The sequence below is a fragment of the Methylobacterium sp. E-066 genome (assembly GCF_022829635.1).
Taxonomy (GTDB): Bacteria; Pseudomonadota; Alphaproteobacteria; order Rhizobiales; family Beijerinckiaceae; genus Methylobacterium.
Window position 1 is genome coordinate 14,981 of record NZ_JAKSYO010000101.1, and the last position, 21,509, is coordinate 36,489.

Below are 21,509 nucleotides of genomic sequence, written 5' to 3' on the forward strand. Positions count from 1 at the left end.
GGTGACGTTGTTCACGGAGGCCCGGATGGACGAGACGCACGCCGACCTGCTGATGCAGGTCGAGGGCATGACCTGCGACGGCTGCGCCGCCGCGGTGACCCGCACGGTGAACCGGATCGACCCGGCGGCCGAGATCCGGGTCGACCGCGAATCCGGCCGCGTCGCGATCCGCACCGACGCCCAGGCCCTGGTCATCGCCGAGGCCCTGACCAAAGCCGGCTACACCGCCACGGCCATGACCGGGTGAGGGGCGTGCCGGATCGGTGTCTCCCGTCCTCGCCCTCATCCTGAGGTGTGAGCGAAGCGAGCCTCGACGGAGCCCTCCAGCCGGCCGCGCGATCCCTGGAGGCCTCCTTCGAGGCTGCTGCGCAGCACCTCAGGATGAGGGCGAGATCGGGATATCTCCTCCGGTCTGAAGCGCCGTGGGCGCCTACGACCGGCTGAGAAACATCCCGGTCAGCAGCAGCCCGAAGGCTGCCAGGCCGAACAGGCCTTCCTTGCGCTGCGTGGGGTCGAAGAAATGGGCGGCGGCGCCCGCCGCGCAGCAGGCGACGCCCAGGCCGATCGTCAACGCGGACATGGCAATCCCTCCTCATCGCGCGTCGCCCTCGACGCTGCGAAACAGTCCCATTCCGGGGCCTGCCGGACGCCGTTGTCCGTTCAGGATTTCGTTTGTATTCGGATGCTGGCACGACCGGCGAAAACGATCAAGACGCGAATGAAGTCTTGAAGCCCCCAACGAACCGGTCGCGATGTGTGCACCGGGCCTCGAGTTCGGCCGCGATGACTGTCCGATCGAAGGTGAGGACTGTAGTCATTGCGCTGGCGCGTGAGGCGCCCGGTCGTCGGCGGTATCAGGCCCCGACAAGAAAGCGCCCTCCCCGCCTCGATCCAAGGGTCCCGCACCCGGATGCGTTGACCGGCCCGGCCACGCCCGCGTAATCACCCGCATGCTTACCACCTCATCCGACCGGTTCGACGTCGTGGTCGTCGGCGGCGGCCATGCCGGCGTCGAGGCGGCTGCGGCGGCCGCGCGCTGCGGCGCCCGGACGGCCCTGGTCACCCACGACCCCGCCACGATCGGGGCCATGTCGTGCAATCCCGCCATCGGGGGGCTTGGCAAGGGCCATCTCGTGCGCGAGGTCGATGCCCTGGATGGGTTGATGGGCCGGGTCGCCGATGCGGCCGGCATCCAGTTCCGGCTGCTCAACCGCCGCAAGGGGCCGGCCGTGCGCGGTCCCCGCACCCAGGCCGACCGCAAGCTCTACGCCGCCGCCATGCAGACGGCCATCGCCGAGACCGCGGGCCTCACGGTGGTGGCGGGCGCCTGCGAGGATCTGGTCCTCGACTCGGAGGGCCGGCTCTCCGGCCTCGTGCTGGCGGATGGACGGGCGATCGCCTGCGCCGCAGTCGTGCTCACCACCGGCACCTTCCTGCGCGGGCTGATCCATATCGGCGAACGGCAGATCCCCGCCGGCCGGGTCGGCGAGGCGCCGGCGATCGGGCTGGCTCAGACCCTCGACCGGCTCGGCCTGCGGCTCGGTCGGCTCAAGACCGGCACCCCGCCCCGCCTCGACGGCCGGACCATCGACTGGTCGGGCCTGGAGATGCAGGAGGCCGATGCCGAGCCGGTGCCGTTCTCGACGCTGACCCAAAAGATCACCACGCCGCAGATCCGCTGCGGCATCACCCGGACCAATCAGGCGGTCCACGACCTGATCCGGGCCAACCTGCACCGCTCGCCGATGTATTCCGGCGGCATCGCCAGCCGGGGGCCGCGCTACTGCCCGTCGATCGAGGACAAGATCGTGCGCTTCGGCGACCGGGAGGGCCACCAGATTTTCCTCGAGCCCGAGGGCCTGGACGACCCGACCATCTACCCGAACGGCATCTCCACGGCCCTGCCCGAGGAGGTTCAGCGCGAGATCATCCGGCTGATCCCGGGGCTTGAGCGGGCCGCGATCCTGCGGCCGGGCTACGCCATCGAGTACGATTACGTCGACCCGCGCGAGCTCGATGCCGGGCTCCAGGTCAAGCGTCTGCCCGGCCTGTTCCTGGCCGGCCAGATCAACGGCACCACCGGCTACGAGGAGGCGGCCGGCCAGGGGCTGGTGGCGGGGCTCAACGCCGCCCGGGGCGCCGGCGGCCTCGACTGCGTGACCTTCGACCGGGCCGAATCCTATCTCGGGGTGATGATCGACGACCTCGTGACCCACGGGGTCAGCGAGCCGTACCGGATGTTCACCTCGCGCTCGGAATACCGGCTCTCCCTGCGGGTCGACAATGCCGACGAGCGGCTGACGCCCCGGGGCATCGCCCTGGGCTGTGTCGGCCGGCATCGGGCTGAGCATTTCTCGGCTTCGCAGGCGGACCTTCGAGAGGCGCGCGGCCTGCTCGATGCCGTCAGCCTCACCCCAAGCCAGGCGGCGACGCATGGGATCCTGCTGAACCGCGACGGCATCCGCCGGAGCGCGTTCCAGCTACTCGCCTATCCCGAGATCGCCTGGGGGCAGCTCGCCGCGATCTGGCCGGCGCTGGCCGAGACATCGCCGCGGGTCACCGACCGGCTCAAGACCGACGCGACCTACGCGGTGTATCTCGATCGCCAGAACGCCGACATCGCCGCCTTCCGACGCGACGAGGCCGTGCGGCTTCCGGCCAGCCTGGACTATGCCGGGATCAGCGGCCTCTCGAACGAGATGCGGGTGAAGCTCGAGACCGTCCGGCCGGGCACCCTCGGCCAGGCCGCCCGGATCGAGGGCGTAACCCCAGCCGCCCTCACCCTGTTGGCCGCCCATGCGCGACGGGCTGCGCCCGATGCCGGGCGTCGCGCCTCGTGAGCGATCCGGACCGCGCCCGAATCCTCGGCGCCTCCGGTGTTTCACGTGAAACAGCGGAGCTGCTCGACCTCTACGTCGCCCAGCTCCGGCGCTGGCAGCCGATCAAGAACCTCGTCGGCCCGGCCACCCTCGCGGAGGTCTGGAGCCGCCATATCGACGACGCGCTCCAGCTTTTGGACCTCGCGCCGGAGGCCCGGACCTGGCTGGATCTCGGTTCCGGCGCCGGTATTCCCGGCCTGATCCTCGCCATCGCCGGCCGCGAGCGCGGCATCCAGGTCGATCTCATCGAGAGCAACGCGCGCAAATGCGCCTTCCTCACCGAGACCGCCCGTCTCACTGGCACGCCGGCGCGCGTGCGCAACGCCCGGATCGAGGCGGTGATCGGCGACTACCAGGGCGTCGATATCGTCTGCGCCCGCGCGCTGGCGCCCATGACGCAGCTCCTCGCCTGGACGGAGCCGCTGTTGAAAACGGGCACCACCGGGCTGTTTCCGAAGGGCCGGGACGTGCAAGCTGAATTGACCCAGGCCGCCGCGCAGTGGAGAGTCGTTAACGACCTCGTGCCGAGCCGGACTGATTCCGAAGCCCGGATCGTGCGCGTCACTGCCCTCGCCGCCCCGAGCCATCGATGACCGAAGCGATCCTCGGCGATTCCGCCGACCGGTCCGTGGATCCGTCCGCCGATCCCGTCTTGCCCCCCGCCGAAAGACCGTCCGTGCGACATCCCTTGCGGATCCTGGCGCTCGCCAACCAGAAGGGCGGCGTCGGCAAGACCACGACGGCGATCAACCTCGGCACGGCGCTGGCGGCGATCGGCGAGGACGTGCTGGTGCTCGATCTCGACCCGCAGGGCAACGCCTCCACGGGGCTGGGAATCGACCGGGCTCGCCGCCAGGTCTCGACCTACGACGTCATGACCGGCGAGGCGACGTTGGCCGAGGCGGTGATCCCCACGGCGGTGCCGCGCCTATCGATCGCGCCCTCGACCATGGATCTCCTCGGCCTGGAGATGGAGCTGGCCACCCTCCCCGACCGGGCCCACCGGCTGCGCGGCGTGCTCAAGGACATCGCCCATGCCAAGGGCCTGGAGCGGATCAGCTACGTGCTGATCGATTGCCCGCCCTCGCTCAACCTGCTGACCATCAACGCGCTGGCTGCCGCCGACGCGGTGCTGGTGCCGCTGCAATGCGAGTTCTTTGCCCTTGAGGGTTTGAGCCAGCTGCTGCGCACCGTCGAGCAGGTCCGCGGTGCGCTGAACCCGAAGCTGACCATCCAGGGCATCGTGCTGACAATGTTCGACCCGCGCAACAACCTCTCCGCCCAGGTGGTGGCGGATGTCCGCGGTTTCATGGGCGACAAGGTCTACGAGACCGTGATCCCCCGCAACGTCCGCATCTCCGAGGCGCCGTCCCACGGCAAGCCGGCTTTGCTCTACGATTTGAAATGCGCCGGCAGCCAAGCGTATCTGCGCCTCGCCTCCGAGGTGATCCAGCGCGAAGGCCGGGTGCCGGCGGCGGCCTGACTTCTTGTGATCCCCTAAAAAACCGGGGATCGAGTGCGGAGCGTGACACGGGTGACAAGGATGGCGGAGGAGGGGGCACGACCCCGTCTCGGGCGCGGGCTCGCGGCGCTGATCGGTGATTTCGGCGATGCCGGACAGGCGGCCAAGCTCGACGGGAAGATCGAGCCGCAGCGCAAGGTCCCGGTGGAGTTCCTGCGCCCGAATCCGCGCAACCCCCGACGCAGCTTCGGCGAGGCGGAACTGGCGGAACTCGCGACCTCGATCACCCAGCGCGGCATCATCCAGCCGATCGTGGTGCGGCCGCTCGCCGACGTGCCGGGCGCCTTCGAGATCGTGGCCGGCGAGCGGCGCTGGCGGGCGGCCCAGAAGGGCGGGCTCGACGAGGTGCCGGTGGTGATCGTCGAGATCGACGACCGCGCCTCCCTCGAATTCGCCATCCTGGAGAACGTCCAGCGGGCCGACCTCAACCCGATCGAGGAGGCGTCCGGCTACGAGCGCCTGATGCAGGACTTCGCCTACACCCAGAAGGAGCTGGCCGAGATCCTCGGCAAGAGCCGCAGCCACCTCGCCAACACCCTGCGGCTGCTCAACCTGCCGCCCGCCGTGCAGGATCGGGTCACCGCCGGGGAACTCACCGCCGGCCATGCCCGCGCGCTCCTGGCGGTGCGCGATCCCGAAGCCCTGGCCCGCCGGGTCGTGGCCGAGGGCCTGTCGGTGCGCGAGGTCGAGGCGGTGGCCGCCGCCGAGGCCGCCGAGGCTGCTGCCCCCGACACCCCCCGCCCCGGCCGCCCGCGCCTCTCGGCCGAGCGCCCTGCCCCGGTCCGCGACCTGGAATTACGGATCCGCCGGGCCCTGGGGGTCGAGGTGATCTACAAGCCCAAGGACGAGGCATCGGGCGAGATCCGCATCCGCTACGAGACCCAGGACGAGCTCGAGGGGCTGCTCAACCGGTTCAAGGTGTCGGAGCCGGAACAGGGCTGACGGCGGTTGCCGGGGTTCGTCCAGCGCCCGGCCGCACAACGACGCGCATCCGAATCATCTCCCTCATCCTGAGGTGCCGGAGCGCAGCGGAGGCCTCGAAGGAGGCCTCCAGGGATCGCATGGCTGGCTGGAGGGCTCCTTCGAGGCTGCTCCGCAGCACCTCAGGATGAGGGTGTGGGTGGGATCGATGCAAGCCGTCTCGCTTCCTCGGAAGCGAGGCTGACACGATTCCTAGCGCCGCCGCCGCGCGCCCGCCTCCGCCACCCGCAGCAGCGCCGCGGAGGCCAGGGCGTGCGCCAGCTCGGGCTCGGCCCGCCGGCAGGCCAGGATCGCCTCCTGGAGGGCCTTGACCGCCTGCCGCAGGGTGCCGGCCGGCCAGGTGCCGAGCTGGCCCTCGATGCTGGCCTTGCGCTTGAAATGCAGCCCCCGCCAGGAAGCCACCATCAGGGACGGCGTCTTATCCGGGTTGTCGAGGCGGGTCGCCAGCAGGGTCAGGGCGTGCCGCAGGGCCGAGCCGAGCACCACGCCGGGATCCAGGCCCTCGTGGCGGAACCGCCGGTAGTCGCGCTCCACCGCCTCCCGGCGGCCGTCGAAGGCGGCGTCGATCAGGGTGTTGAGCACGCTGGCCGCGACGTCGCTGGTGACGGCCTCGACATGGTCGAGGGTGACGACCTTGTCCCCTTGCCCTTCCCCGCCCGCGTAGAGCGCCAGCTTCTCGATCTCCATCAGGCTGGCCCGGCGATCGCCGCCGAGGCTGCGGGCCAGGACTTCCCGAGCAGCGCGATCGATGCGCAGGCCGCGCTCCTGCAGGGTGCGGTCGATCAGATCCGAGAGCGTGCGCTCGTCGTCGGCGTAGCAGGGAATCGCCAGCGCCTTGGGGGAGCGCTCGCACAGGACCCGCATCGGGTTGTTCTTGGCGAGGTCGCCGCCCTCCACGACGATGCGGGCATCGGCCACGTCGGCGGCGAGCACCGCCTCGACGGCCGGCGCGTAGTTGCGGCTGCCCGGCCGCACCCAGATCGACCGGCGGCCGCCGAACAGGCCCATGGTCCCGGCCTCGTCGCAGAGCCGGCCCGGATCGGAGGCGAGGGTGTCGCCGTCGATCCGCACCAGCGCGAAGGGATCTCCCGGGTCGGTGACGAAATCCTCGGCGAGTTTTCGCGCACGCTCGGTCACGAGACCGGTATCCGGCCCGTAGACCAGGATCACCGGGATGCGCGGATCCGGCCCGCGCCGGATCAGGCCCTCGATCTCGCCCGCCTTGACCGCGGTCAAAGCCGGCTCACGGCTTGGTCGAGAGCACGGCGGCGAGGCGCGTCTTGATCTGGTCCGCCAGGACGCTGGCGAGGCGGATCTCGGCATCGCGGGCCGCCCGCTGGCTGGCGAAGCGCTGGACCGAGCGGTCGTAGGTCGCGGTCGAGGTCGCCACGCCCTCGGAGTAGACCTTGGTGCCGGCCATGTCCTCCAGGCTGTACTTGATGTTGGCCACCAGCGTGCCGGCCTCGGCGCGGCCGGTGGTGGAGGAGACGATCGGGGTCTGCACGATCTCGGAGCCCGAGAGCTTCAGCCGGTAGCGCTTGCTCGCCGGCTGGCCCGACCCGTCGAGCTCGAAGATCAGTTCGCTGCGCAGGTAATGCCCAAGCCGCTCCTGGCCCTGGGCCATCCCGACATCGTCGACCTGCACGGAGGCCAGCAGCGCCTGCACGGTCTCGCCGGAGGCGGTCGGCCCGTAGAGCGGGCGGAAACAGGCCGACAGGTTCAGCGCCAGGCCGGCGACACAGGCGAGGCGGCCGATCCGGCCCGCAACCGATACTCCCGAACGCACCATCACGTCGCCGTTCCGCCCCGCTTCGTCGCAGTCCCTCTTAGCCCGGACCGGGAGGGCCGCGCCATGAGACTACGCGGCAACCGTTACGATTCCTCTGCGGCGAGAGCGTGGTCGCCCGGTTTCAGACCGTTGCCAGATAGCCCGAGACCGTGACGATCGACAGGATCGTCGAGACCAGCACCACCGTGGAGGTCAGGTCGGCCTCCCGGCGGTAGAATTCCGCCAGCATGAACGGGCCGGTCCCGGTGGGCAGGGCGGCCATCAGCACCGCGACGTGGAGCAGCAGCGGCGGCAGGTCGAACAGGTACCGGCCGAGACCGTAGGCGAGGGCCGGCTGCCCGACGAGCTTCAAGCCGACCAGCAGGGCGGCCGCCCGGCGCTGGGCGCTGCCGGGCCGGCGCTTCTGGGCCAGGAACAGGCCGAGCGCCACCAGGGCGCAGGGCGAGGCCGCGCCGCCGAGGAGCTTGAGAAATGTCTCGGCCGATGCCGGTAGCGTGAGGCCGGCGCTCGGGACCAGCGCGCCGAGCGCCGGCGGGATCAGCAACGGGTTGCGGATCAGCGAGCGGCCGACCGCGCGCCAGACCGGGACGTTCGAACCGGCCTGCCCAGACCCGTGCGCTTCCCGCCGGAGGCCGGTCTCGATCAGCACGATCGCCACCGCGAACACCCCGCAGACCGTGAGGATCGCCGCCACGGTGGTGGGCGCCAGCGCCTCTGGGCCGAAGGCGACCAGCGCCAGGGGGAAGCCCATGAAGCCGGCATTGGGATAGCCGGCATTGAGCCCGTCCACGGCGGCGTCGGAGAGCGGGTGCCCCTCCCCCCGCCGGATCAGTACCGTGAGCGCGAACACCGCCAGGCTGCTCAACCCGAAGGCGCCGATGAAGCCCGGCTTCCAGATCGCGCTCCAATGGGCGTGCGCGGTCACGTCGAACAGCAGCGCCGGCAGGGCCAGGAACACCACGAAGCGGTTGAGTTCGGTGGTCGCGGCGGCACCGAGCACGCCGATCCGCCGGGCCAGCCAGCCGGAAAAGATCAGCGCGAAGATCGGCAGCACGACCAGCAGGGTCGAGAGCATGGGCGGCCCGGGTCGGAGGACGAGGCTCCGGCCTTAAGCGGATCCCGCCCCGCCCTCCAGTGCCGGGGGCGAGGATCTGCCATGCCGGCCCCTGCCCCCGCGAAGCCGTTACCAGCGATAGATCAGACTGCCGATCACCGTAGCGGGGGCGCCGCGATAGCAGAAGCCGGCCTGGCAGTTGTAGTAATCCCGGTCGAAGATGTTGAACGCGTTGATCTGCGCCCGGAAGCCTTTGTACTTCGGATCGAGCGCCGCGAAATCGTAGGCGACCAGCGCATCGAACAGGGTCACGGTCGGGTTGCGGACCGTATTCTCGTCGTCGGCGAAGCTGTTGGCGTTGAACCGGATACCGCCGCCGACGGTCAATCCGCGCAGCGCCGAGGAGGGCGGGAACAGGTAGGTCAGGAACGACGCGAAGGTGTCACCTGGGATGCCCGAGAGTCGGTTCCCGTCGATCGCCGCACCGGTGACGACCGAGGTCTGCTTGACGAAGCGGAAGTCGAGGTGGGTGTAGGCGACGGTCAGGTTGGTCCCCGGCGCGAAGTTCGCCGTCGCCTCCATCTCGAAGCCGCGCGAATTGACCTCACCGGTCGCCACTTGGTTGGCGAAGTTCGTGGGATCCTGGCGCAGGATGCTGCTCTGGTTGATATCGAAGCCCGCGATGGCCGCGCTGATGTTCGTGCCCGGGATCAGGTATTTCACGCCCGCCTCGATCTGATCGCCGGTGGCGGGCCTGTAGGGTCGGCCGGTGACGACGTTGACGCCGACCTGTGGGGTAAAGGTCGTGGCGTAGCTGGCGTAAGGGACGAGGCCGGGCGCGAGCTCGTAGTTCAGGCCGGCGCGGTACGTGAAGGCGCTGTCGTTCTGGCTCTGCGGTCCGGCGACGACGCCTCGGGTTACGCTCGCCGTGTCGGAGGCGACCCAGTCCTGCCGTCCGGTCAGCGTCAGGACGAATCTCCCCCACTTCGCCTGTTCCTGGACATAGAGGCCAACCTGATCCTGCGCCTGACGCGACGAGCGGTCGATGGTCGGCCGGGTGATCGGTTGGCGGCCGTAGTTCAGGGTGAGCAAGTTGAGGTCGGGCGCCACGCCGAAACCGGCGATGCTCGAGAAGTCGTAGTGGTAGTAATCGACGCCGGTCAGCAGCGTGTGGGCGATCGGTCCGGTCTGGAGGTGGCCCTCGAGCTGCGTGTCGACCGCGAAGGAGGCCAGCGACTGCTTGAACAGGCCGGTGGACCGCTGCGCGCTGAGGCCCGTCACCGCGTCGACCTGCGTGTACGAGAAGTTGGCGTCGACGCCGGAATAGCGGAAGTTCTGCCGCAGGATCAGGTCCGGCGTGAACACGTGCTCGAAGGCGTAGCCGATCCGGTGCTGATCGGTCCGGTAGGTGTTGAGCGCGCCGTCGCCCGAGTAGATCCGCGACACGCGGAACCCCGGGAAGTTGTAGAAACTGGCATTGCCCGGGACGTTCGATTCCTGGAATTCCGTGAGCAGCGTGAAGGTTGTGTCGGCCGAGGGCCGCCACGTGAAGGCGGGGGCGATGGTGAACCGGTCGTCCCGGACGTCGGGACCTGGCAGGAACGTGTCGGACTGGCGGGCGACGCCGGTGAGCCGATAGGCCATGGTTCCGTCTGAGCCTTCGACGGGGCCACCGATGTCGAAATTCCCCTGGTAGCGATCGAAGCTGCCGCCCTGGAACCAGACCTCGCCGAATTGGGCGAAGACCGGGCGCTTGCTGGTCACGTCGACGATGCCGCCGGGAGAGCCAAGGCCGTAGAGGCCGGAGGCCGGCCCACGCAGGATGGTGAGCGCCTCTGCGCCGTAGGGCTCGATGCGGGGGACGGCGAAGCCGACGCCCGTCTGGCGCAGGCCATCGCGGAAGATCCCGTCGTAGGTCTCGGCGAAGCCGCGGATGTAGAACGAGTCCGCGCGCGGGTCGAAGCCGAACACGTTGCTCGACACGCCGGGCGTGTAGGCGAGTGCCTCGTTGAGGCTTTGCACGTTGCGATCGTTGAGCTGCTCGCGGGTGACCACCGAGACCGATTGCGGGGTCTCGATCAGCGGCGTGTTGGTCTTGGTGGCGGTCGGGCTCACGCGTGCGACGTAGCCGGTGACCCCGGAAGGACCGCCGCCGCCGCCGCTGGTGGCCGCGCTGTTGCCGTCGCCGCCGCTGACATTGGCGCCCCCGAAGCCGGTCCCAGCCGCGGGCGCGGAAGCCGGGCGGGTGGCCTCCACGGAGATCTCGTTGAGCTGCACGGCGCCCTGCGCGGCAGCCAGGGGCGTGACGGCGGCGGTGGCCAGGGCCGTGGAGGTGACAAGCAACCCGAGGCGGGTGGGACGCATGGACATTGAACCCTGAGATGCGCCGCTCGCCGGCACTTCAATCTCAGGATCAACCGTTCACGGGTGGTTGATCAACCCGAAAACGTGTTATCAATCACACACTTAGAAGAGTTCAAATCTGAAATTGTTCGCATTCAAAACTCTAGTGGCGGCTCCCGCAGCGCCTCGGCCTCGCGGGTGCAGACGGCCTGGTCGGGGGCCGTGCCGCCTCCGGACAGGGCGCCCCGGAGCTCCGCCCGCGCCTTGTCCAGGTCGGCCCGGAAGCCCGGATCGCCCATCAGCGTGGCGAGGACCGAGGAGCCGGTGATCCGCCCGGCCGCCACGTCGCTGAGCCAGTGCACCCCGCACACGACGCGGCTCTCGCCGTAGGCCCGGCCGCGCGCGAGGATCGCGGTCGCCTTCTCGGGCACCAGGGAGGCCAGGATCAGCGCGTAGGCCCAGCCCTGGGTGGCATGGCCGGAGGGGTAGCTGAAGCTGTCGGTGAGCGCCTGGGTCCGCTGCACGCAGATCGGCGCCTCGTTGCCCACGAAGGGGCGCAGCCGGCGGTAATGCACCTTCGGGCCGCGGGTCGCCCGGGCGAGGTCGAGCCGGGTGCGTTCCAAGAGGTTGAGCACCGCCGGCACACGGCCCTGGTCGATCCGGGTGCCGAGCACGCAGGCGAAGTTGTCGAGCACCGCGGACGCGCCCTCGGACACGTCGTTGGCGGCGATCTCCCAACGGGGGCTGCCCTTCAGGGCGCGGGTGCCGTTGAAGGCCGCCCGGTCGGCCTTGTCGAGGGGCGCGTCGTGGGCCGGCGGCGGCGGCAGGATCTGGGTCGCATCGGGGCCCGCCGTCTCGGCGAGATAGGGCTTCACCGCCGGCTTGCCGGGCTTGAGCGTGTCGGCTCCCAGCGACGGCGCCGCCGGTGGGTTCGACGGGGCAGGGCGGGGCGGCTCCTCGGCGCGCACCGGGCACGCGGCGATCAGGACGGCGAGGGCCGGCAGGGCGAGAATGCGCAGCATCGGATCCGTGGCGGTGACGGGCGAAGGGACGAGACAGGAGGCGGACCGCTCCCGCAGACAAACGAACGGCTCGGCCAGACGGTTCAGTCCGTGCACAGGCCTCTGATCCTGTCCAGGGGCTGCCATGACGGATGGGAGGCGGCGGTTGACCCGGGCCACCGGCCGCGCAAACCCTGCGTGTCCTCCTCCAGAAGTTCCGACCGCATGGCTCAGCCCCTCGACCGCGCCCGCCTCCTGGAGGCCTTCGAGGTGCTCGGCACCGACCTCGCCGAGCACGGGCAGTTCGTCGAACTCGCCGTCTATGGCGGCGGTGCGCTGATGCTACAATTCGCGTGGCGGCGCGCCACCGAGGATGTCGATGCCGTCGTGCGGGCCGGCTACGACGAGGCGGCTCTTGCGCCCTCGGTGATCCGGGTCGCTAAGCAGCTGGGACTGGAGCCGGACTGGCTCAACGATGCCGTCGGCATGTTCACCCCGCTCGACGAGGACGAGACCCTGTTCGCCCTGTCCGGCACTTATCCCACCGGTGGGACACCAGGACTTCGGACCGTCCTGGCCAGCCCTGCCTACCTCCTGGCGATGAAGTTGCACGCCTTGCAGAGCCTCGACCGCGGCGACCGGGATCTGAACGACGCGCGCGCCCTCTCGGCTCACCTGGGCTTGGGGGATGTGGAGGCGCTGGAACGCCTCTATCGCTCGATCTACGGAGAGGACCCATCGCCGGAGGTGCGGGCGCGGTTTCCCGCTGTGATCGCTGTGGCGCCATGAGACCGCATTCCCTGTCGGAAGTGGTCGAGCGGGCGCGGGAGGACGGTGATTGGGAGCACCACCTGCGCGATTTCCTCGACGCCTTCTACGCGGCTGACGGGGACGTCGCGCGGCAGGCGGCGTTCATCGCCGACGAGCCGGGCCTGCTCGGGCGGCCGGAGGCCGATGCGTTCCTGGGTGGGGCCGGGGAGCATCTGGCCCGGCGCTGGGGCCTGCCGATCCCGGGCTGGGTCCGAGCCGAGAGCCGGTATCTGGCGACCGCCCTGTTCGTGCCCGACGAGAAGCCCCTGCGGGGGTATCTGATGTGCGTCAGCCCGGTCTCGTTTCGGACGCGGCTGATCTTCACTGGGCCGGACCCGCTCCAGCGCGCCCGCTTCCCCTACCATCGCGGCGTGATCACGATGCCGCCGGAACATGGGTTTCCAAAGGGCGAGCCCTGATGATGCCAGGGCTCTGCCCTGGATCCGCAAAAGGTCGCGGACCTTTTGAAACCATTACTTTGCTGGCTAACGCGCCTGGATCGCCTCTGCGATCGCGGCCGGAAACTCCTCGTGCGGGCTCAGTGCCCCGGGAATCGCCGCGCTCGTAACCCGACCGTGGGCGATCAGCGCGTCCATCTCGGCGCCGGAGCGGCGGGGGGCTTTCTCCGGCCGCAGCACCAGGGTCGGCGGCAGGCCGTCCCCGAACAGGTCCAGGAAGGCACCGCGGTCGGCCACGGGGTCGAGGCCGCCGGTGACGAAGGCGGCGGTGCCGAAGCGGCCGTTGCGCTGGCGGGTGACCGCGTGCTTGGCCCGGACCAGGGCCGGCGTGACGTGGGTCGGGTCGGCGTAGACATGGGCGCGCATCATCCGGCCGATGATCGGCGGGCTGATGTTGAGTCGGTAGAGCGCATCGCCGAAGACCGGCGCCTCCACGGCCCGGCGGATCCGGGGAAACCAGTGCGCGCGGCTCGGCATCGCGGTGGGCAGCGGCCCGCGCCAGGTCGGCGCCACCAGCACCAGACGCTCGAAGGCCTGGGGGTGCCTGCGCGCCGCCGCGACCAGATAGCCGGCGGCGTGTCCAGCGGCGATCCCGATCGCGTAGGGGCCGGGAGCGGCGGCGAGCAACGCGTCCAGGAACGCGTGCAGGGTGTCCGGACCGAGGGGCAGGCGAGTCCGCGGCCGGGCGCCGAAGCCCGGCCAGTCGGGGATCAGGCAGCGGTATTCCGAGCCGAGGGCGCGGGCGAGGTCGCGCATTTCGGCCCGGTCCGAGATCGTCGACAGGGCTGGCAGCAGCAGCGCGTCGCGCCCCGTGCCGATCACGTCGCACGGGGTCGGCACCGGACGGCCCGCCACGGTCAGGTCCAGGTTCCGCGTCGTCTCCACCAAGCCGCCCCCAAGTCCCAAAAGAATCAGGTGCGCAGCAGCTCGTTGATGGCGGTCTTGGAGCGGGTGCCGGCATCGACGCGCTTGACGATCACGGCGCAGTACAGGCCGGGGCCGGGGGTGCCGTCCGGCAGCGCCTTGCCCGGCATCGTGCCCGAGACCACCACGGAGTAGGGCGGCACGCGGCCGTACATCACCTCGCCGGTGGTGCGGTCGACGATCTTGGTCGAGGCGCCGATATAGACGCCCATGGACAGCACGCTGCCCTGGCCGACGATCACGCCCTCGGCCACCTCGGCGCGGGCGCCGATGAAGCAATCGTCCTCGATGATCACCGGGTTGGCCTGGAGCGGCTCGAGCACGCCCGCGATGCCGGCGCCCCCGGAGATGTGGCAGTTCTTGCCCACCTGCGCGCAGGAGCCGATCGTCACCCAGGTGTCGACCATCGTGCCCTCGCCGACATAGGCGCCGAGGTTGACGAAGCTCGGCATCAGCACCGCGCCCGGGGCGATGTAGGAGCCGCGGCGGACGAAGCAGCCCGGCACGGCGCGCAGGCCCGCGGCGCGGAACTCGGCCTCGCCCCAGCCGGCGAACTTGGAGGCGACCTTGTCCCACCAGGGCGCGCCGCCGGGGCCGCCGTCGATCACGGCCATGTCGTTGAGGCGGAAGGACAGCAGCACCGCCTTCTTCAGCCACTGATTGACGACCCAATCGTGGTTGCCGCTCTTCTCGGCGACCCGGGCCTTGCCGGAATCGAGCAGGTTCAGCGCCTCCTCGACCGCCTCGCGCACGGCGCCCTGGGTCGTGGTCGAGATGCCGGCGCGCTCCTCCCAGGCCGTCTCGATGGTCTTGGCGAGGTCGGAGGTGGGCATGGGCGCTCGATGCTCTTGTGACGGGAGCCCGTGCTTACTCGCGGGCACCGGAGCTGTCACCCAGGCAGCCTCAATCCACCCCGCTCAATCCTCCAGCAGAATCCGCACCCGGTCGAGATCGGTCACGAGGTCGACGAGGTCGATCGCCAGGGTGTCGTAGACGGATTGCGCGGCCGCGGGGAATTCTTCCAGCACCCGCCGCATCAGCGTCGGGGTGATCCGCATGACCTCAGTAGCGCCCTCGGCCCGGGCCTCGGTCGGCCGGGTGCCGCGCACGAACAGGGCGAGCTGTCCGATCAGGGCTGAGCGCCCGGCGCGCACCGGCTCGGCATCCGCCACCCGGGGGGCGAGCCGGATCGTACCGGACATCACCACGAAGCCGCCATCGGCCGGATCGCCCCGGGCGAACAGCAGGTCGCCATCGGCCAGCTCGCGCCGCTCGGCCGCGAAGGTCAGCAGGCGCAGGGCGTCCCGGTCGAGGAAGCCGAACAGCGGCGCGTCTGCGAGGATCGCGATGTCGTCGTCGAGCCCCAAGGAACCGCCTCACCGCCTGCGTGCAAACGAGCCTGCGCCTCGCGTACACGCAAATCCCTAAAGCCGTTCCCGATCGCGTTGCAATCGCAGCCGGCTCCGGGAGCGCGATCCGATCAGGGCAGCAGCTTGTAGCCGCCGCCTTCGGTGACGAGGATCGCCGCGGTGGCGGGGTTCGGCTCGATCTTCTGGCGTAGCCGGTAGATATGCGTCTCCAGCGTGTGCGTGGTGACGTGGGCGTTGTAGCCCCAGACCTCGGCGAGCAGCGTGTCGCGGTTCACCACGGCCCGGCCCGCCCGGTACAGGAAGCGCAGGATCGCGGTCTCCTTCTCGGTGAGCTTGAGCTTCGAGCCGCGCTCGCCGACCAGCAGCTTGGCGCCGGGCCGGAACGTGTACGGGCCGATCTGGAACACCGCGTCCTCGGATGCCTCGTGGCTGCGCAGATGCGCGCGGATCCGGGCGAGCAGGATGCCGAACTTGAACGGCTTGGTGACGTAGTCGTTGGCGCCGGCCTCCAGCCCCTCGACGTGGTCCGCTTCCGAGTCCTGCGCGGTGAGCATGATCACCGGGCCGCGAAACCCCCCCGCCCGCATCCGGCGCACGGCTTCGCGCCCGTCGAGGTCGGGCAGGCCGACATCCATCACCGCCAGGTCGATGCGCTCGGCCCCGACCCGCCGGACCGCGTCCGCGGCATTGGCCTCGGTGACCACGGTGAAGTCCTCGCAGAGGTCGAGCTGCTCGGTGAGCGTGTCGCGCAGGATCGCGTCGTCGTCACAGATCAGCAGGCGATAGGCATTCGACATCGTCCGGGGCCCTGGAGCAGGCTGCGGGACCGGGGAAACCCGGCCTCCGGGAGCAGCGTGCGATGGCAAGGATCTGGAGCACGCCGTCCATCGTGAGACAACACGGCCGGCTCCAGGGAAGCGCAGGGCGCGCCGCACCGGAATCCAAGGGCGTTCGGTCCCCCCGGCGCTGGGGTGGGCTGGTTCGCTCCCGAATCCCGGCTTCGGCGGCCTGGGTTCCGCGGCAAGAATAGGGCTGCGTTTGTGGCCGGAAATTGCCTTGTGCGCAATTTTTCACGGTTTCGGTATTGGATACCGGGCATAACGCCCTCCGATCCGCCCCGGGACCCGCGGCCGGGTGGGGCGCGTGCGGCAGGCAGGGGAGGGGCTTTGGTGCGGGGATATCGGCATGCGCGGCTCGGACCTGTCCGCGTGACTCTGGACGAGATCCGGGTCCGCGCGACGGTCGGCGACCGCCGCCGGGGCCAGCTCCTGGTGGGTCCGGCCGTGATCCCCTGCGCCCTCGGGGTGGGCGGCATCGTCTGCGACAAGCGCGAGGGCGACGGCGGCTCGCCGCGCGGACGCTTCCGCCTGCGGGGGGGCGCCTACCGGCCCGACCATCTCGGCCTGCGCCCACGCACGGCCTTGCCGCTCCGGGCGACCCGGCCCGGCGACGGCTGGTGCGACGATCGCCGGGACCGCCGCTACAACCGGCCGATCCGCCTGCCGGCCCCCGGCATCAGCGCGGAATCGCTGTGGCGCGACGACGGGCTCTACGACGTGGTGATCGACCTCGATTACAACCGCACGCCGATCCGGAAGGGGCGCGGCTCGGCGATCTTCCTGCACATCGCCCGGGACGGCTACCGGCCCACCGAGGGCTGCGTGGCGCTGGCCCGTGCGGATCTGCTGCGGCTCCTCAAGCGCCTCGGCCCGCGCACGCATCTGCGGATCGGGTGAGGGCGGCCGTCAGGCCTCCTTCGCCTCGAGTTGGATCCGGAGGCGCGCCCCGACAGCCTCGGCGTAGCGGCGCAGCGAGGCCGTCGACGGCATGACCTGCCCGCGTTCCCAACGGGCGATCTGCCCCTGGGACGTCTGCATCCGCTGGGCGACCTCTTCCTGGGTCAGCTTGGCCCGCGCCCGGGCCTCGGCCATGGAGAGGCCGAGGTCCATCTCCGGCCCGATGGCCGCATGCGCCTCGCGATAGGCGGGATCCGCGTTCCACCGTTCCCGGACGGTCTTGAAGGGGATCGTCACGTCGTTTCTCCTGTGTCGATGGTCCGCGCTCGCGTCTCAGCCAAATCGATCCATCGCTTCGGCGTAGTCTGCGTCTTCTTGATCGCGCAGAGGACAATGATCACCCGCTTGCCGGTCACGGTGACGTAGAGGGCTCGGCCCGTCATGCCGTCGGTCCGGGGTCTCAGCTCCCAGATCCGACCGCGGATGTGTTTGGCGTGCTCCTCGGTAAGGCTTAGCAGGCCCCGAGTTTCGATCCGGGCGACGATGCGGTCCAGGGCGGCGCGAAGCTTGACAGGCCATACATCGACTTCAGCAACGACGGTCTCGTCGAGAAACGAAACCGACCAAGCTTCTGGCGGAGCATCCGCAATACCAGATGCCGTGCCCCGGGGCGGCTTCGTGCTTGAGCCCATCAGTCCGCAACCGAGACTCGAAATATGCGTGAAAAAGCATATCACGGATCGCGGTGTTTGATAGCCCTTTCAGCACCAGGGCCGCCTATCGTTCAGATGGGGTGACCCTCACACCTTCCGAGTTCGAGCCCCAAAAATCGCCGTCCCGACCCGGACATGGGTGGCGCCCTGCTGGATCGCAGCGGGAAAATCCGCGCTCATGCCCATCGAGAGGATCGGCAGGTTGTGCGCCTGCGCCAGTTGGGCGAGCAGGGCGAAATGGGCGGACGGCGGATCGTCCGCCGGCGGGATGCACATCAGGCCCTGGATCGCGAGGCCGTGGGTGTCGCGGCACTCGGCCAGCAGGGTGGCGAGCTGGTCCGGCAGGACGCCGCCCTTCTGCGGCTCCGCACCGGTATTGACCTGGATCAGCAGCTTCGGGGCTCGTCCGGACCGATTGATCTCCTTGGCGAGCGCCGCCGCGAGCGACAGCCGGTCGAGGGAATGGATCACGTCGAACAGGGCCACCGCCTCGCGGGCCTTGTTGGATTGCAGCGGCCCGACCAGGTGCAGCTCGACATCCGGGTAGCGGGCGCGCAGGTCCGGCCATTTCGCGGCCGATTCCTGGACGTAGTTCTCGCCGAACACCCGCTGCCCCGCCTCCAGGGCCGGGACGATGCCCTCCGCCGGCACGGTCTTGGAGACCGCCACGAGCTGGACCTCCGCGGGATCGCGCTCCGAATCCTCTGCCGCCTGGGCGATGGCGGCCCGGACCTCGGCGAGCCCGGCGGCGACATCGGCCTCGCCGACCGGCGGCTTGGCGGTTGGCTGCCCCATCCCGTCCGTCGGGGGAGCGTTCGAGTCGGTGATCGCGTCGTCCATCGCGTGCCTGTCCTGTCGCTGCCGGGTGCCGGTCTATGCTGTCCGCGGTACACGTCCCGATGACGATGCTTAATCGTCCCGGGAGGAGGGCGATCCAACCCACCCCCTCATCCTGAGGTGCCGAAGCGAAGCGGAGGCCTCGAAGGAGCCTCCAGGGATCGCGTGGCTGGCTGGAAGCCTCCTTCGAGGCGGCTGCGCCGCACCTCAGGATGAGGGGGTGGGTGGGACCGCCCTGGTGCGGGCCCCTCTCATGAACCGTGTGCTGCCCGCCGACCTAAGCCGTTGCGTGGCGGGCGCAAGCCCGAAGCCATGCATCCGTTGACCGGCTCCGGCGCAGATATGCTACTGGGCCGCAACGTGCCGCGGCCATCCCCGATCAGCCGCCGAGCCTCTGACCCAGCCGGACCCATGACCAGCACCGCCCCCTCCGCCGTCGAGCGCTACAACGCCAAGGATGCCGAGCCCCGCTGGCAGGCCGCCTGGGCGGAGCAGCGCCTGTTCGAGACCGACAACGCCGACGGGCGCCCGAAATACTACGTGCTGGAGATGTTCCCGTACCCGTCGGGGCGGATCCATATGGGCCACGTGCGCAACTACGCGATGGGCGACGTGGTCGCCCGCTACAAGCGCGCCCGGGGTTTCAACGTGCTCCACCCGATGGGCTGGGACGCGTTCGGGCTGCCGGCCGAGAACGCCGCCATGGAGCGCAAGGTCAACCCGCGGGACTGGACCTACGCCAACATCGCCTCGATGCGCGACCAGCTGAAGGCCATGGGCCTGTCGCTCGACTGGAGCCGGGAGATCGCGACCTGCGACCCCGACTACTACAAGCACCAGCAGCGCATGTTCCTGGACTTCTTGGACAAGGGTCTGGTGACCCGGCGCACCGCCAAGGTGAACTGGGACCCGGTCGATCACACCGTGCTGGCCAACGAGCAGGTGATCGACGGGCGCGGCTGGCGCTCCGGCGCCCTGGTCGAGCAGCGCGAGCTGACCCAGTGGTTCTTCAAGATCACCGATTTCGCCGAGGATCTGCTCACCGCGCTGGACGGGCTGGACCGCTGGCCGGAAAAAGTCCGGCTGATGCAGAAGAACTGGATCGGCCGCTCCGAGGGGCTGGAAGTCCGGTTCGCCCTGGCCCGGCCGCCGGCCGGTGCAGCCGAGTCCGTGACGGTCTACACCACAAGGCCCGACACCCTGTTCGGCGCCCGGTTCCTGGCGATCGCCGCGGACCATCCCCTTGCGGCGACCTTGGCGGCCAATAACCCCGACCTCCAGGCCTTCATCGAGGAATGCCGGCGCACCGGCACCGCCCAGGCGGCGATCGACACCGCGGAAAAACTCGGTTTCGACACCGGCCTCACCGTGCGCCACCCGCTCGACTCGGCCTGGGAGCTGCCGGTCTACGTCGCGAATTTCGTGCTGATGGACTACGGCACCGGTGCGGTGTTCGGCTGCCCGGCGCATGACCAGCGCGACCTCGATTTTTCCAACAAATATGGGCTCGGCAACGTCCCGGTGGTCTGCCCCGAGGGCCAGGACCCGGAGGCCTTCCTGATCACCACCACCGCCTATGTCGAGGACGGGCGGATGATCAATTCGCGCTTCCTCGACGGCATGACTACCGATGAGGCCTTCGAGGCCGTGGCGCGCCGGCTGGAGGCGGAGGGGGTTGCCAAGCGCAAGGTCCAGTTCCGCCTGCGCGACTGGGGCGTCTCACGCCAGCGTTACTGGGGCTGCCCGATCCCGATCATCCATTGCGAGACCTGCGGCCCGCAGCCGGTGCCGGTCGCGGACCTGCCGGTGAAACTGCCGGAGGAGGTATCCTTCGACCAGCCCGGCAACCCGCTGGAGCGGGACCAAGCTTGGCGCAACGTCCCGTGCCCGCAATGCGGCGCGCCGGCTCGGCGCGAGACCGACACGATGGATACGTTCGTCGACTCGTCCTGGTACTACGCCCGCTTCACGGCGCCCTGGCTCACCGACGCCCCCACCGACCGGGCTACGGTCGACCATTGGCTGGCGGTGGATCAGTATATCGGCGGCATCGAGCACGCGATCCTGCACCTGCTCTACGCCCGGTTCTTCATGCGGGCGATGCGCGAGACCGGCTGGGCCGGCGTCTCCGAGCCCTTCGCGGGCCTGTTCACGCAGGGCATGGTCGTCCACGAGACCTACAAGGACGCGGTCGGCGCCTGGGTGCCGCCGGCCGAGATCCGCTTCTCCACCGAGGAGGGCGAGCGCCGCGCGTTTCACGTGAAAACTCAGGCGCCGATCGCGATCGGTTCCATCGAGAAGATGTCGAAGTCCAAGAAGAACGTGGTCGATCCGGACGACATCATCGCGAGCTACGGAGCCGACACGGCGCGCTGGTTCGTGCTGTCCGATTCACCGCCCGAGCGCGACGTGATCTGGAGCGAGGAGGGCGTGCAGGGCGCGGCCCGGTTCGTCCAGAAGGTCTGGCGCCTGGTCAACGCCGCTCAGGTGGCCACCGGCGATGGTGCTGCCGACCTCGCGCTGCGCAAGGCCGCCCACCGGGCTCTGGCCGCCGTGCAGGACGATATCGAGCGGCTGCGCTTCAACCGCTGCGTGGCCCATATCTACACCCTGGCCAATGCCCTCGAGGACGGGCTCCGGGGGGCGGTCTCGCGCGCCGCGGCGACGGAAGCGGCCGGCATCCTGGTGCAGCTCATCGCCCCGATGATGCCGCACCTCGCCGAGGAATGCTGGACGGCGCTGGGCCGTCCCGGCCTCGCCGCCCAGGCGCCGTGGCCGGAGGCGGAAGCCGGGCTCCTGGTCGAGGACGAGATCACCCTGCCGGTCCAGATCAACGGCAAGAAGCGCGCGGACGTGACGGTGCCCCGCGACGCCGACCCCAAGGCGGTGGAAGCCGCCACCCTGGCCCTGGAGACAGTCCAGAAGATTCTGGAGGGCAAGCCGCCGCGTAAGGTGATCGTCGTGCCGGGGCGGATCGTGAACCTGGTGGTGTGAGTTTGCGCGCGGGTGCGCGCCTGTCTATCCCACTCACCCCCTCATCCTGAGGTGCCCGGCGATCGAAGATCGCTGGGCCTCGAAGGAGGGCTCCGGGA

At 70.0% G+C, this 21,509-nt stretch carries 22 protein-coding genes; 9 read left to right on the plus strand and 13 right to left on the minus strand.

Going from position 1 to position 21,509, the window contains the following annotated elements; all coding sequences use genetic code 11:
- Nucleotides 1–25: 25 nt before the first annotated feature.
- A complete protein-coding gene (locus MKL20_RS14270) occupies nucleotides 26–247 on the plus strand; it encodes a heavy-metal-associated domain-containing protein (protein WP_244037222.1) in 222 nt (73 codons plus the stop codon).
- A 183-nt stretch (nucleotides 248–430) separates the two neighbouring features.
- Here the strand turns inward: MKL20_RS14270 and MKL20_RS14275 are convergent, their stop codons facing one another.
- The gene (locus MKL20_RS14275; RefSeq protein WP_243972455.1) at nucleotides 431–580 is read right to left on the minus strand and encodes a hypothetical protein; all 150 of its coding nucleotides are present in this window, start codon (nucleotides 578–580) and stop codon (nucleotides 431–433) included.
- A 370-nt stretch (nucleotides 581–950) separates the two neighbouring features.
- On the opposite strand from MKL20_RS14275, the gene mnmG reads away from it, so the two are divergent.
- The 4 genes from mnmG to MKL20_RS14295 are packed head-to-tail and all read left to right on the plus strand — an operon-like array spanning nucleotide 951 to nucleotide 5,343.
- A complete protein-coding gene (gene mnmG / locus MKL20_RS14280) occupies nucleotides 951–2,840 on the plus strand; it encodes a tRNA uridine-5-carboxymethylaminomethyl(34) synthesis enzyme MnmG (RefSeq protein ID WP_244037223.1) in 1,890 nt (629 codons plus the stop codon).
- On the plus strand, nucleotides 2,837–3,472 hold the full coding sequence (rsmG, locus tag MKL20_RS14285; protein ID WP_244037224.1) for a 16S rRNA (guanine(527)-N(7))-methyltransferase RsmG: 636 nt from the start codon (nucleotides 2,837–2,839) through the stop codon (nucleotides 3,470–3,472). The genes mnmG and rsmG overlap by 4 nt, the downstream gene beginning before the upstream one ends.
- Nucleotides 3,469–4,362, plus strand: coding sequence for a ParA family protein (locus MKL20_RS14290; protein WP_244037225.1), 894 nt, complete (start codon nucleotides 3,469–3,471; stop codon nucleotides 4,360–4,362). The genes rsmG and MKL20_RS14290 overlap by 4 nt, the downstream gene beginning before the upstream one ends.
- 60 nt (nucleotides 4,363–4,422) lie before the next feature.
- On the plus strand, nucleotides 4,423–5,343 hold the full coding sequence (locus MKL20_RS14295; protein ID WP_244037226.1) for a ParB/RepB/Spo0J family partition protein: 921 nt from the start codon (nucleotides 4,423–4,425) through the stop codon (nucleotides 5,341–5,343).
- A gap of 231 nt (nucleotides 5,344–5,574) precedes the next feature.
- Here MKL20_RS14295 and holA read toward each other — a convergent pair whose 3' ends face one another.
- The 5 genes from holA to MKL20_RS14320 all read right to left on the minus strand — a co-directional run bounded on the left by holA (nucleotide 5,575) and on the right by MKL20_RS14320 (nucleotide 11,590).
- A complete protein-coding gene (holA, locus tag MKL20_RS14300) occupies nucleotides 5,575–6,618 on the minus strand; it encodes a DNA polymerase III subunit delta (RefSeq protein ID WP_244037227.1) in 1,044 nt (347 codons plus the stop codon).
- A gap of 7 nt (nucleotides 6,619–6,625) precedes the next feature.
- Complete coding sequence (gene lptE, locus MKL20_RS14305; protein ID WP_243972460.1) at nucleotides 6,626–7,171, minus strand: LPS assembly lipoprotein LptE; 546 nt, start codon at nucleotides 7,169–7,171, stop codon at nucleotides 6,626–6,628.
- Between the two features lie 121 nt (nucleotides 7,172–7,292).
- The gene (locus MKL20_RS14310; RefSeq protein WP_244037228.1) at nucleotides 7,293–8,246 is read right to left on the minus strand and encodes an AEC family transporter; all 954 of its coding nucleotides are present in this window, start codon (nucleotides 8,244–8,246) and stop codon (nucleotides 7,293–7,295) included.
- A gap of 108 nt (nucleotides 8,247–8,354) precedes the next feature.
- Nucleotides 8,355–10,595 carry a TonB-dependent siderophore receptor gene (locus MKL20_RS14315; protein WP_244037229.1) on the minus strand — a complete coding sequence of 747 codons (2,241 nt, stop codon included), beginning with the start codon at nucleotides 10,593–10,595 and terminating at the stop codon, nucleotides 8,355–8,357.
- A gap of 128 nt (nucleotides 10,596–10,723) precedes the next feature.
- On the minus strand, nucleotides 10,724–11,590 hold the full coding sequence (locus tag MKL20_RS14320; RefSeq protein WP_244037230.1) for an acid phosphatase: 867 nt from the start codon (nucleotides 11,588–11,590) through the stop codon (nucleotides 10,724–10,726).
- 204 nt (nucleotides 11,591–11,794) lie between these two features.
- On the opposite strand from MKL20_RS14320, the gene MKL20_RS14325 reads away from it, so the two are divergent.
- Together MKL20_RS14325 and MKL20_RS14330 are read left to right on the plus strand one after the other, a co-directional pair.
- The gene (locus tag MKL20_RS14325) at nucleotides 11,795–12,358 is read left to right on the plus strand and encodes a hypothetical protein (protein ID WP_244037231.1); all 564 of its coding nucleotides are present in this window, start codon (nucleotides 11,795–11,797) and stop codon (nucleotides 12,356–12,358) included.
- Nucleotides 12,355–12,798 (plus strand): hypothetical protein, encoded by a 444-nt coding sequence (locus MKL20_RS14330; RefSeq protein ID WP_244037232.1) that lies wholly within the window; start codon nucleotides 12,355–12,357, stop codon nucleotides 12,796–12,798. Before MKL20_RS14325 ends, MKL20_RS14330 begins: the two co-directional genes overlap by 4 nt.
- A 66-nt stretch (nucleotides 12,799–12,864) precedes the next feature.
- Here the strand turns inward: MKL20_RS14330 and MKL20_RS14335 are convergent, their stop codons facing one another.
- The 4 genes from MKL20_RS14335 to MKL20_RS14350 form a co-directional block, all read right to left on the minus strand.
- A complete protein-coding gene (locus MKL20_RS14335) occupies nucleotides 12,865–13,722 on the minus strand; it encodes an alpha/beta fold hydrolase (RefSeq protein WP_244037268.1) in 858 nt (285 codons plus the stop codon).
- Nucleotides 13,723–13,748: 26 nt separating this feature from the next.
- Entirely contained in the window at nucleotides 13,749–14,594 is an 846-nt protein-coding gene (gene dapD / locus MKL20_RS14340; protein ID WP_244037233.1) for a 2,3,4,5-tetrahydropyridine-2,6-dicarboxylate N-succinyltransferase, read from the minus strand.
- A gap of 84 nt (nucleotides 14,595–14,678) precedes the next feature.
- Complete coding sequence (locus MKL20_RS14345) at nucleotides 14,679–15,128, minus strand: cyclic nucleotide-binding domain-containing protein (RefSeq protein ID WP_244037234.1); 450 nt, start codon at nucleotides 15,126–15,128, stop codon at nucleotides 14,679–14,681.
- A gap of 113 nt (nucleotides 15,129–15,241) precedes the next feature.
- Nucleotides 15,242–15,928: a response regulator transcription factor gene (locus MKL20_RS14350; RefSeq protein WP_244037235.1), complete on the minus strand. Its 687-nt coding sequence runs from the start codon at nucleotides 15,926–15,928 to the stop codon at nucleotides 15,242–15,244.
- Between the two features lie 411 nt (nucleotides 15,929–16,339).
- Here MKL20_RS14350 and MKL20_RS14355 point away from each other — a divergent pair, with 411 nt between their 5' ends.
- A complete protein-coding gene (locus MKL20_RS14355) occupies nucleotides 16,340–16,867 on the plus strand; it encodes a L,D-transpeptidase (RefSeq protein ID WP_244037236.1) in 528 nt (175 codons plus the stop codon).
- A 9-nt stretch (nucleotides 16,868–16,876) separates the two neighbouring features.
- Here the strand turns inward: MKL20_RS14355 and MKL20_RS33155 are convergent, their stop codons facing one another.
- The 3 genes from MKL20_RS33155 to MKL20_RS14370 form a co-directional block, all read right to left on the minus strand.
- The gene (locus tag MKL20_RS33155; protein WP_244037237.1) at nucleotides 16,877–17,164 is read right to left on the minus strand and encodes a helix-turn-helix domain-containing protein; all 288 of its coding nucleotides are present in this window, start codon (nucleotides 17,162–17,164) and stop codon (nucleotides 16,877–16,879) included.
- Complete coding sequence (locus MKL20_RS14365) at nucleotides 17,161–17,559, minus strand: type II toxin-antitoxin system RelE/ParE family toxin (protein ID WP_244037238.1); 399 nt, start codon at nucleotides 17,557–17,559, stop codon at nucleotides 17,161–17,163. Before MKL20_RS14365 ends, MKL20_RS33155 begins: the two co-directional genes overlap by 4 nt.
- Before the next feature lie 108 nt (nucleotides 17,560–17,667).
- On the minus strand, nucleotides 17,668–18,420 hold the full coding sequence (locus MKL20_RS14370; RefSeq protein ID WP_244037239.1) for a YggS family pyridoxal phosphate-dependent enzyme: 753 nt from the start codon (nucleotides 18,418–18,420) through the stop codon (nucleotides 17,668–17,670).
- A gap of 408 nt (nucleotides 18,421–18,828) precedes the next feature.
- Here MKL20_RS14370 and leuS point away from each other — a divergent pair, with 408 nt between their 5' ends.
- Nucleotides 18,829–21,411 (plus strand): leucine--tRNA ligase, encoded by a 2,583-nt coding sequence (gene leuS, locus MKL20_RS14375; RefSeq protein ID WP_244037240.1) that lies wholly within the window; start codon nucleotides 18,829–18,831, stop codon nucleotides 21,409–21,411.
- Nucleotides 21,412–21,509: the final 98 nt, after the last annotated feature.

Bases quoted from the DNA above. Each gene is read 5' to 3' on its own strand.
- MKL20_RS14270 (WP_244037222.1), top strand. From the start codon at position 26: ATGGACGAGACGCACGCCGACCTGCTGATGCAGGTCGAGGGCATGACC.
- MKL20_RS14275 (WP_243972455.1), bottom strand. From the start codon at position 580: ATGTCCGCGTTGACGATCGGCCTGGGCGTCGCCTGCTGCGCGGCGGGC.
- mnmG (WP_244037223.1), top strand. From the start codon at position 951: ATGCTTACCACCTCATCCGACCGGTTCGACGTCGTGGTCGTCGGCGGC.
- MKL20_RS14290 (WP_244037225.1), top strand. From the start codon at position 3,469: ATGACCGAAGCGATCCTCGGCGATTCCGCCGACCGGTCCGTGGATCCG.
- MKL20_RS14295 (WP_244037226.1), top strand. From the start codon at position 4,423: ATGGCGGAGGAGGGGGCACGACCCCGTCTCGGGCGCGGGCTCGCGGCG.
- lptE (WP_243972460.1), bottom strand. From the start codon at position 7,171: ATGGTGCGTTCGGGAGTATCGGTTGCGGGCCGGATCGGCCGCCTCGCC.
- MKL20_RS14310 (WP_244037228.1), bottom strand. From the start codon at position 8,246: ATGCTCTCGACCCTGCTGGTCGTGCTGCCGATCTTCGCGCTGATCTTT.
- MKL20_RS14315 (WP_244037229.1), bottom strand. From the start codon at position 10,595: ATGTCCATGCGTCCCACCCGCCTCGGGTTGCTTGTCACCTCCACGGCC.
- MKL20_RS14320 (WP_244037230.1), bottom strand. From the start codon at position 11,590: ATGCTGCGCATTCTCGCCCTGCCGGCCCTCGCCGTCCTGATCGCCGCG.
- MKL20_RS14325 (WP_244037231.1), top strand. From the start codon at position 11,795: ATGGCTCAGCCCCTCGACCGCGCCCGCCTCCTGGAGGCCTTCGAGGTG.
- MKL20_RS14330 (WP_244037232.1), top strand. From the start codon at position 12,355: ATGAGACCGCATTCCCTGTCGGAAGTGGTCGAGCGGGCGCGGGAGGAC.
- dapD (WP_244037233.1), bottom strand. From the start codon at position 14,594: ATGCCCACCTCCGACCTCGCCAAGACCATCGAGACGGCCTGGGAGGAG.
- MKL20_RS14350 (WP_244037235.1), bottom strand. From the start codon at position 15,928: ATGTCGAATGCCTATCGCCTGCTGATCTGTGACGACGACGCGATCCTG.
- MKL20_RS14365 (WP_244037238.1), bottom strand. From the start codon at position 17,559: ATGGGCTCAAGCACGAAGCCGCCCCGGGGCACGGCATCTGGTATTGCG.
- MKL20_RS14370 (WP_244037239.1), bottom strand. From the start codon at position 18,420: ATGGACGACGCGATCACCGACTCGAACGCTCCCCCGACGGACGGGATG.
- leuS (WP_244037240.1), top strand. From the start codon at position 18,829: ATGACCAGCACCGCCCCCTCCGCCGTCGAGCGCTACAACGCCAAGGAT.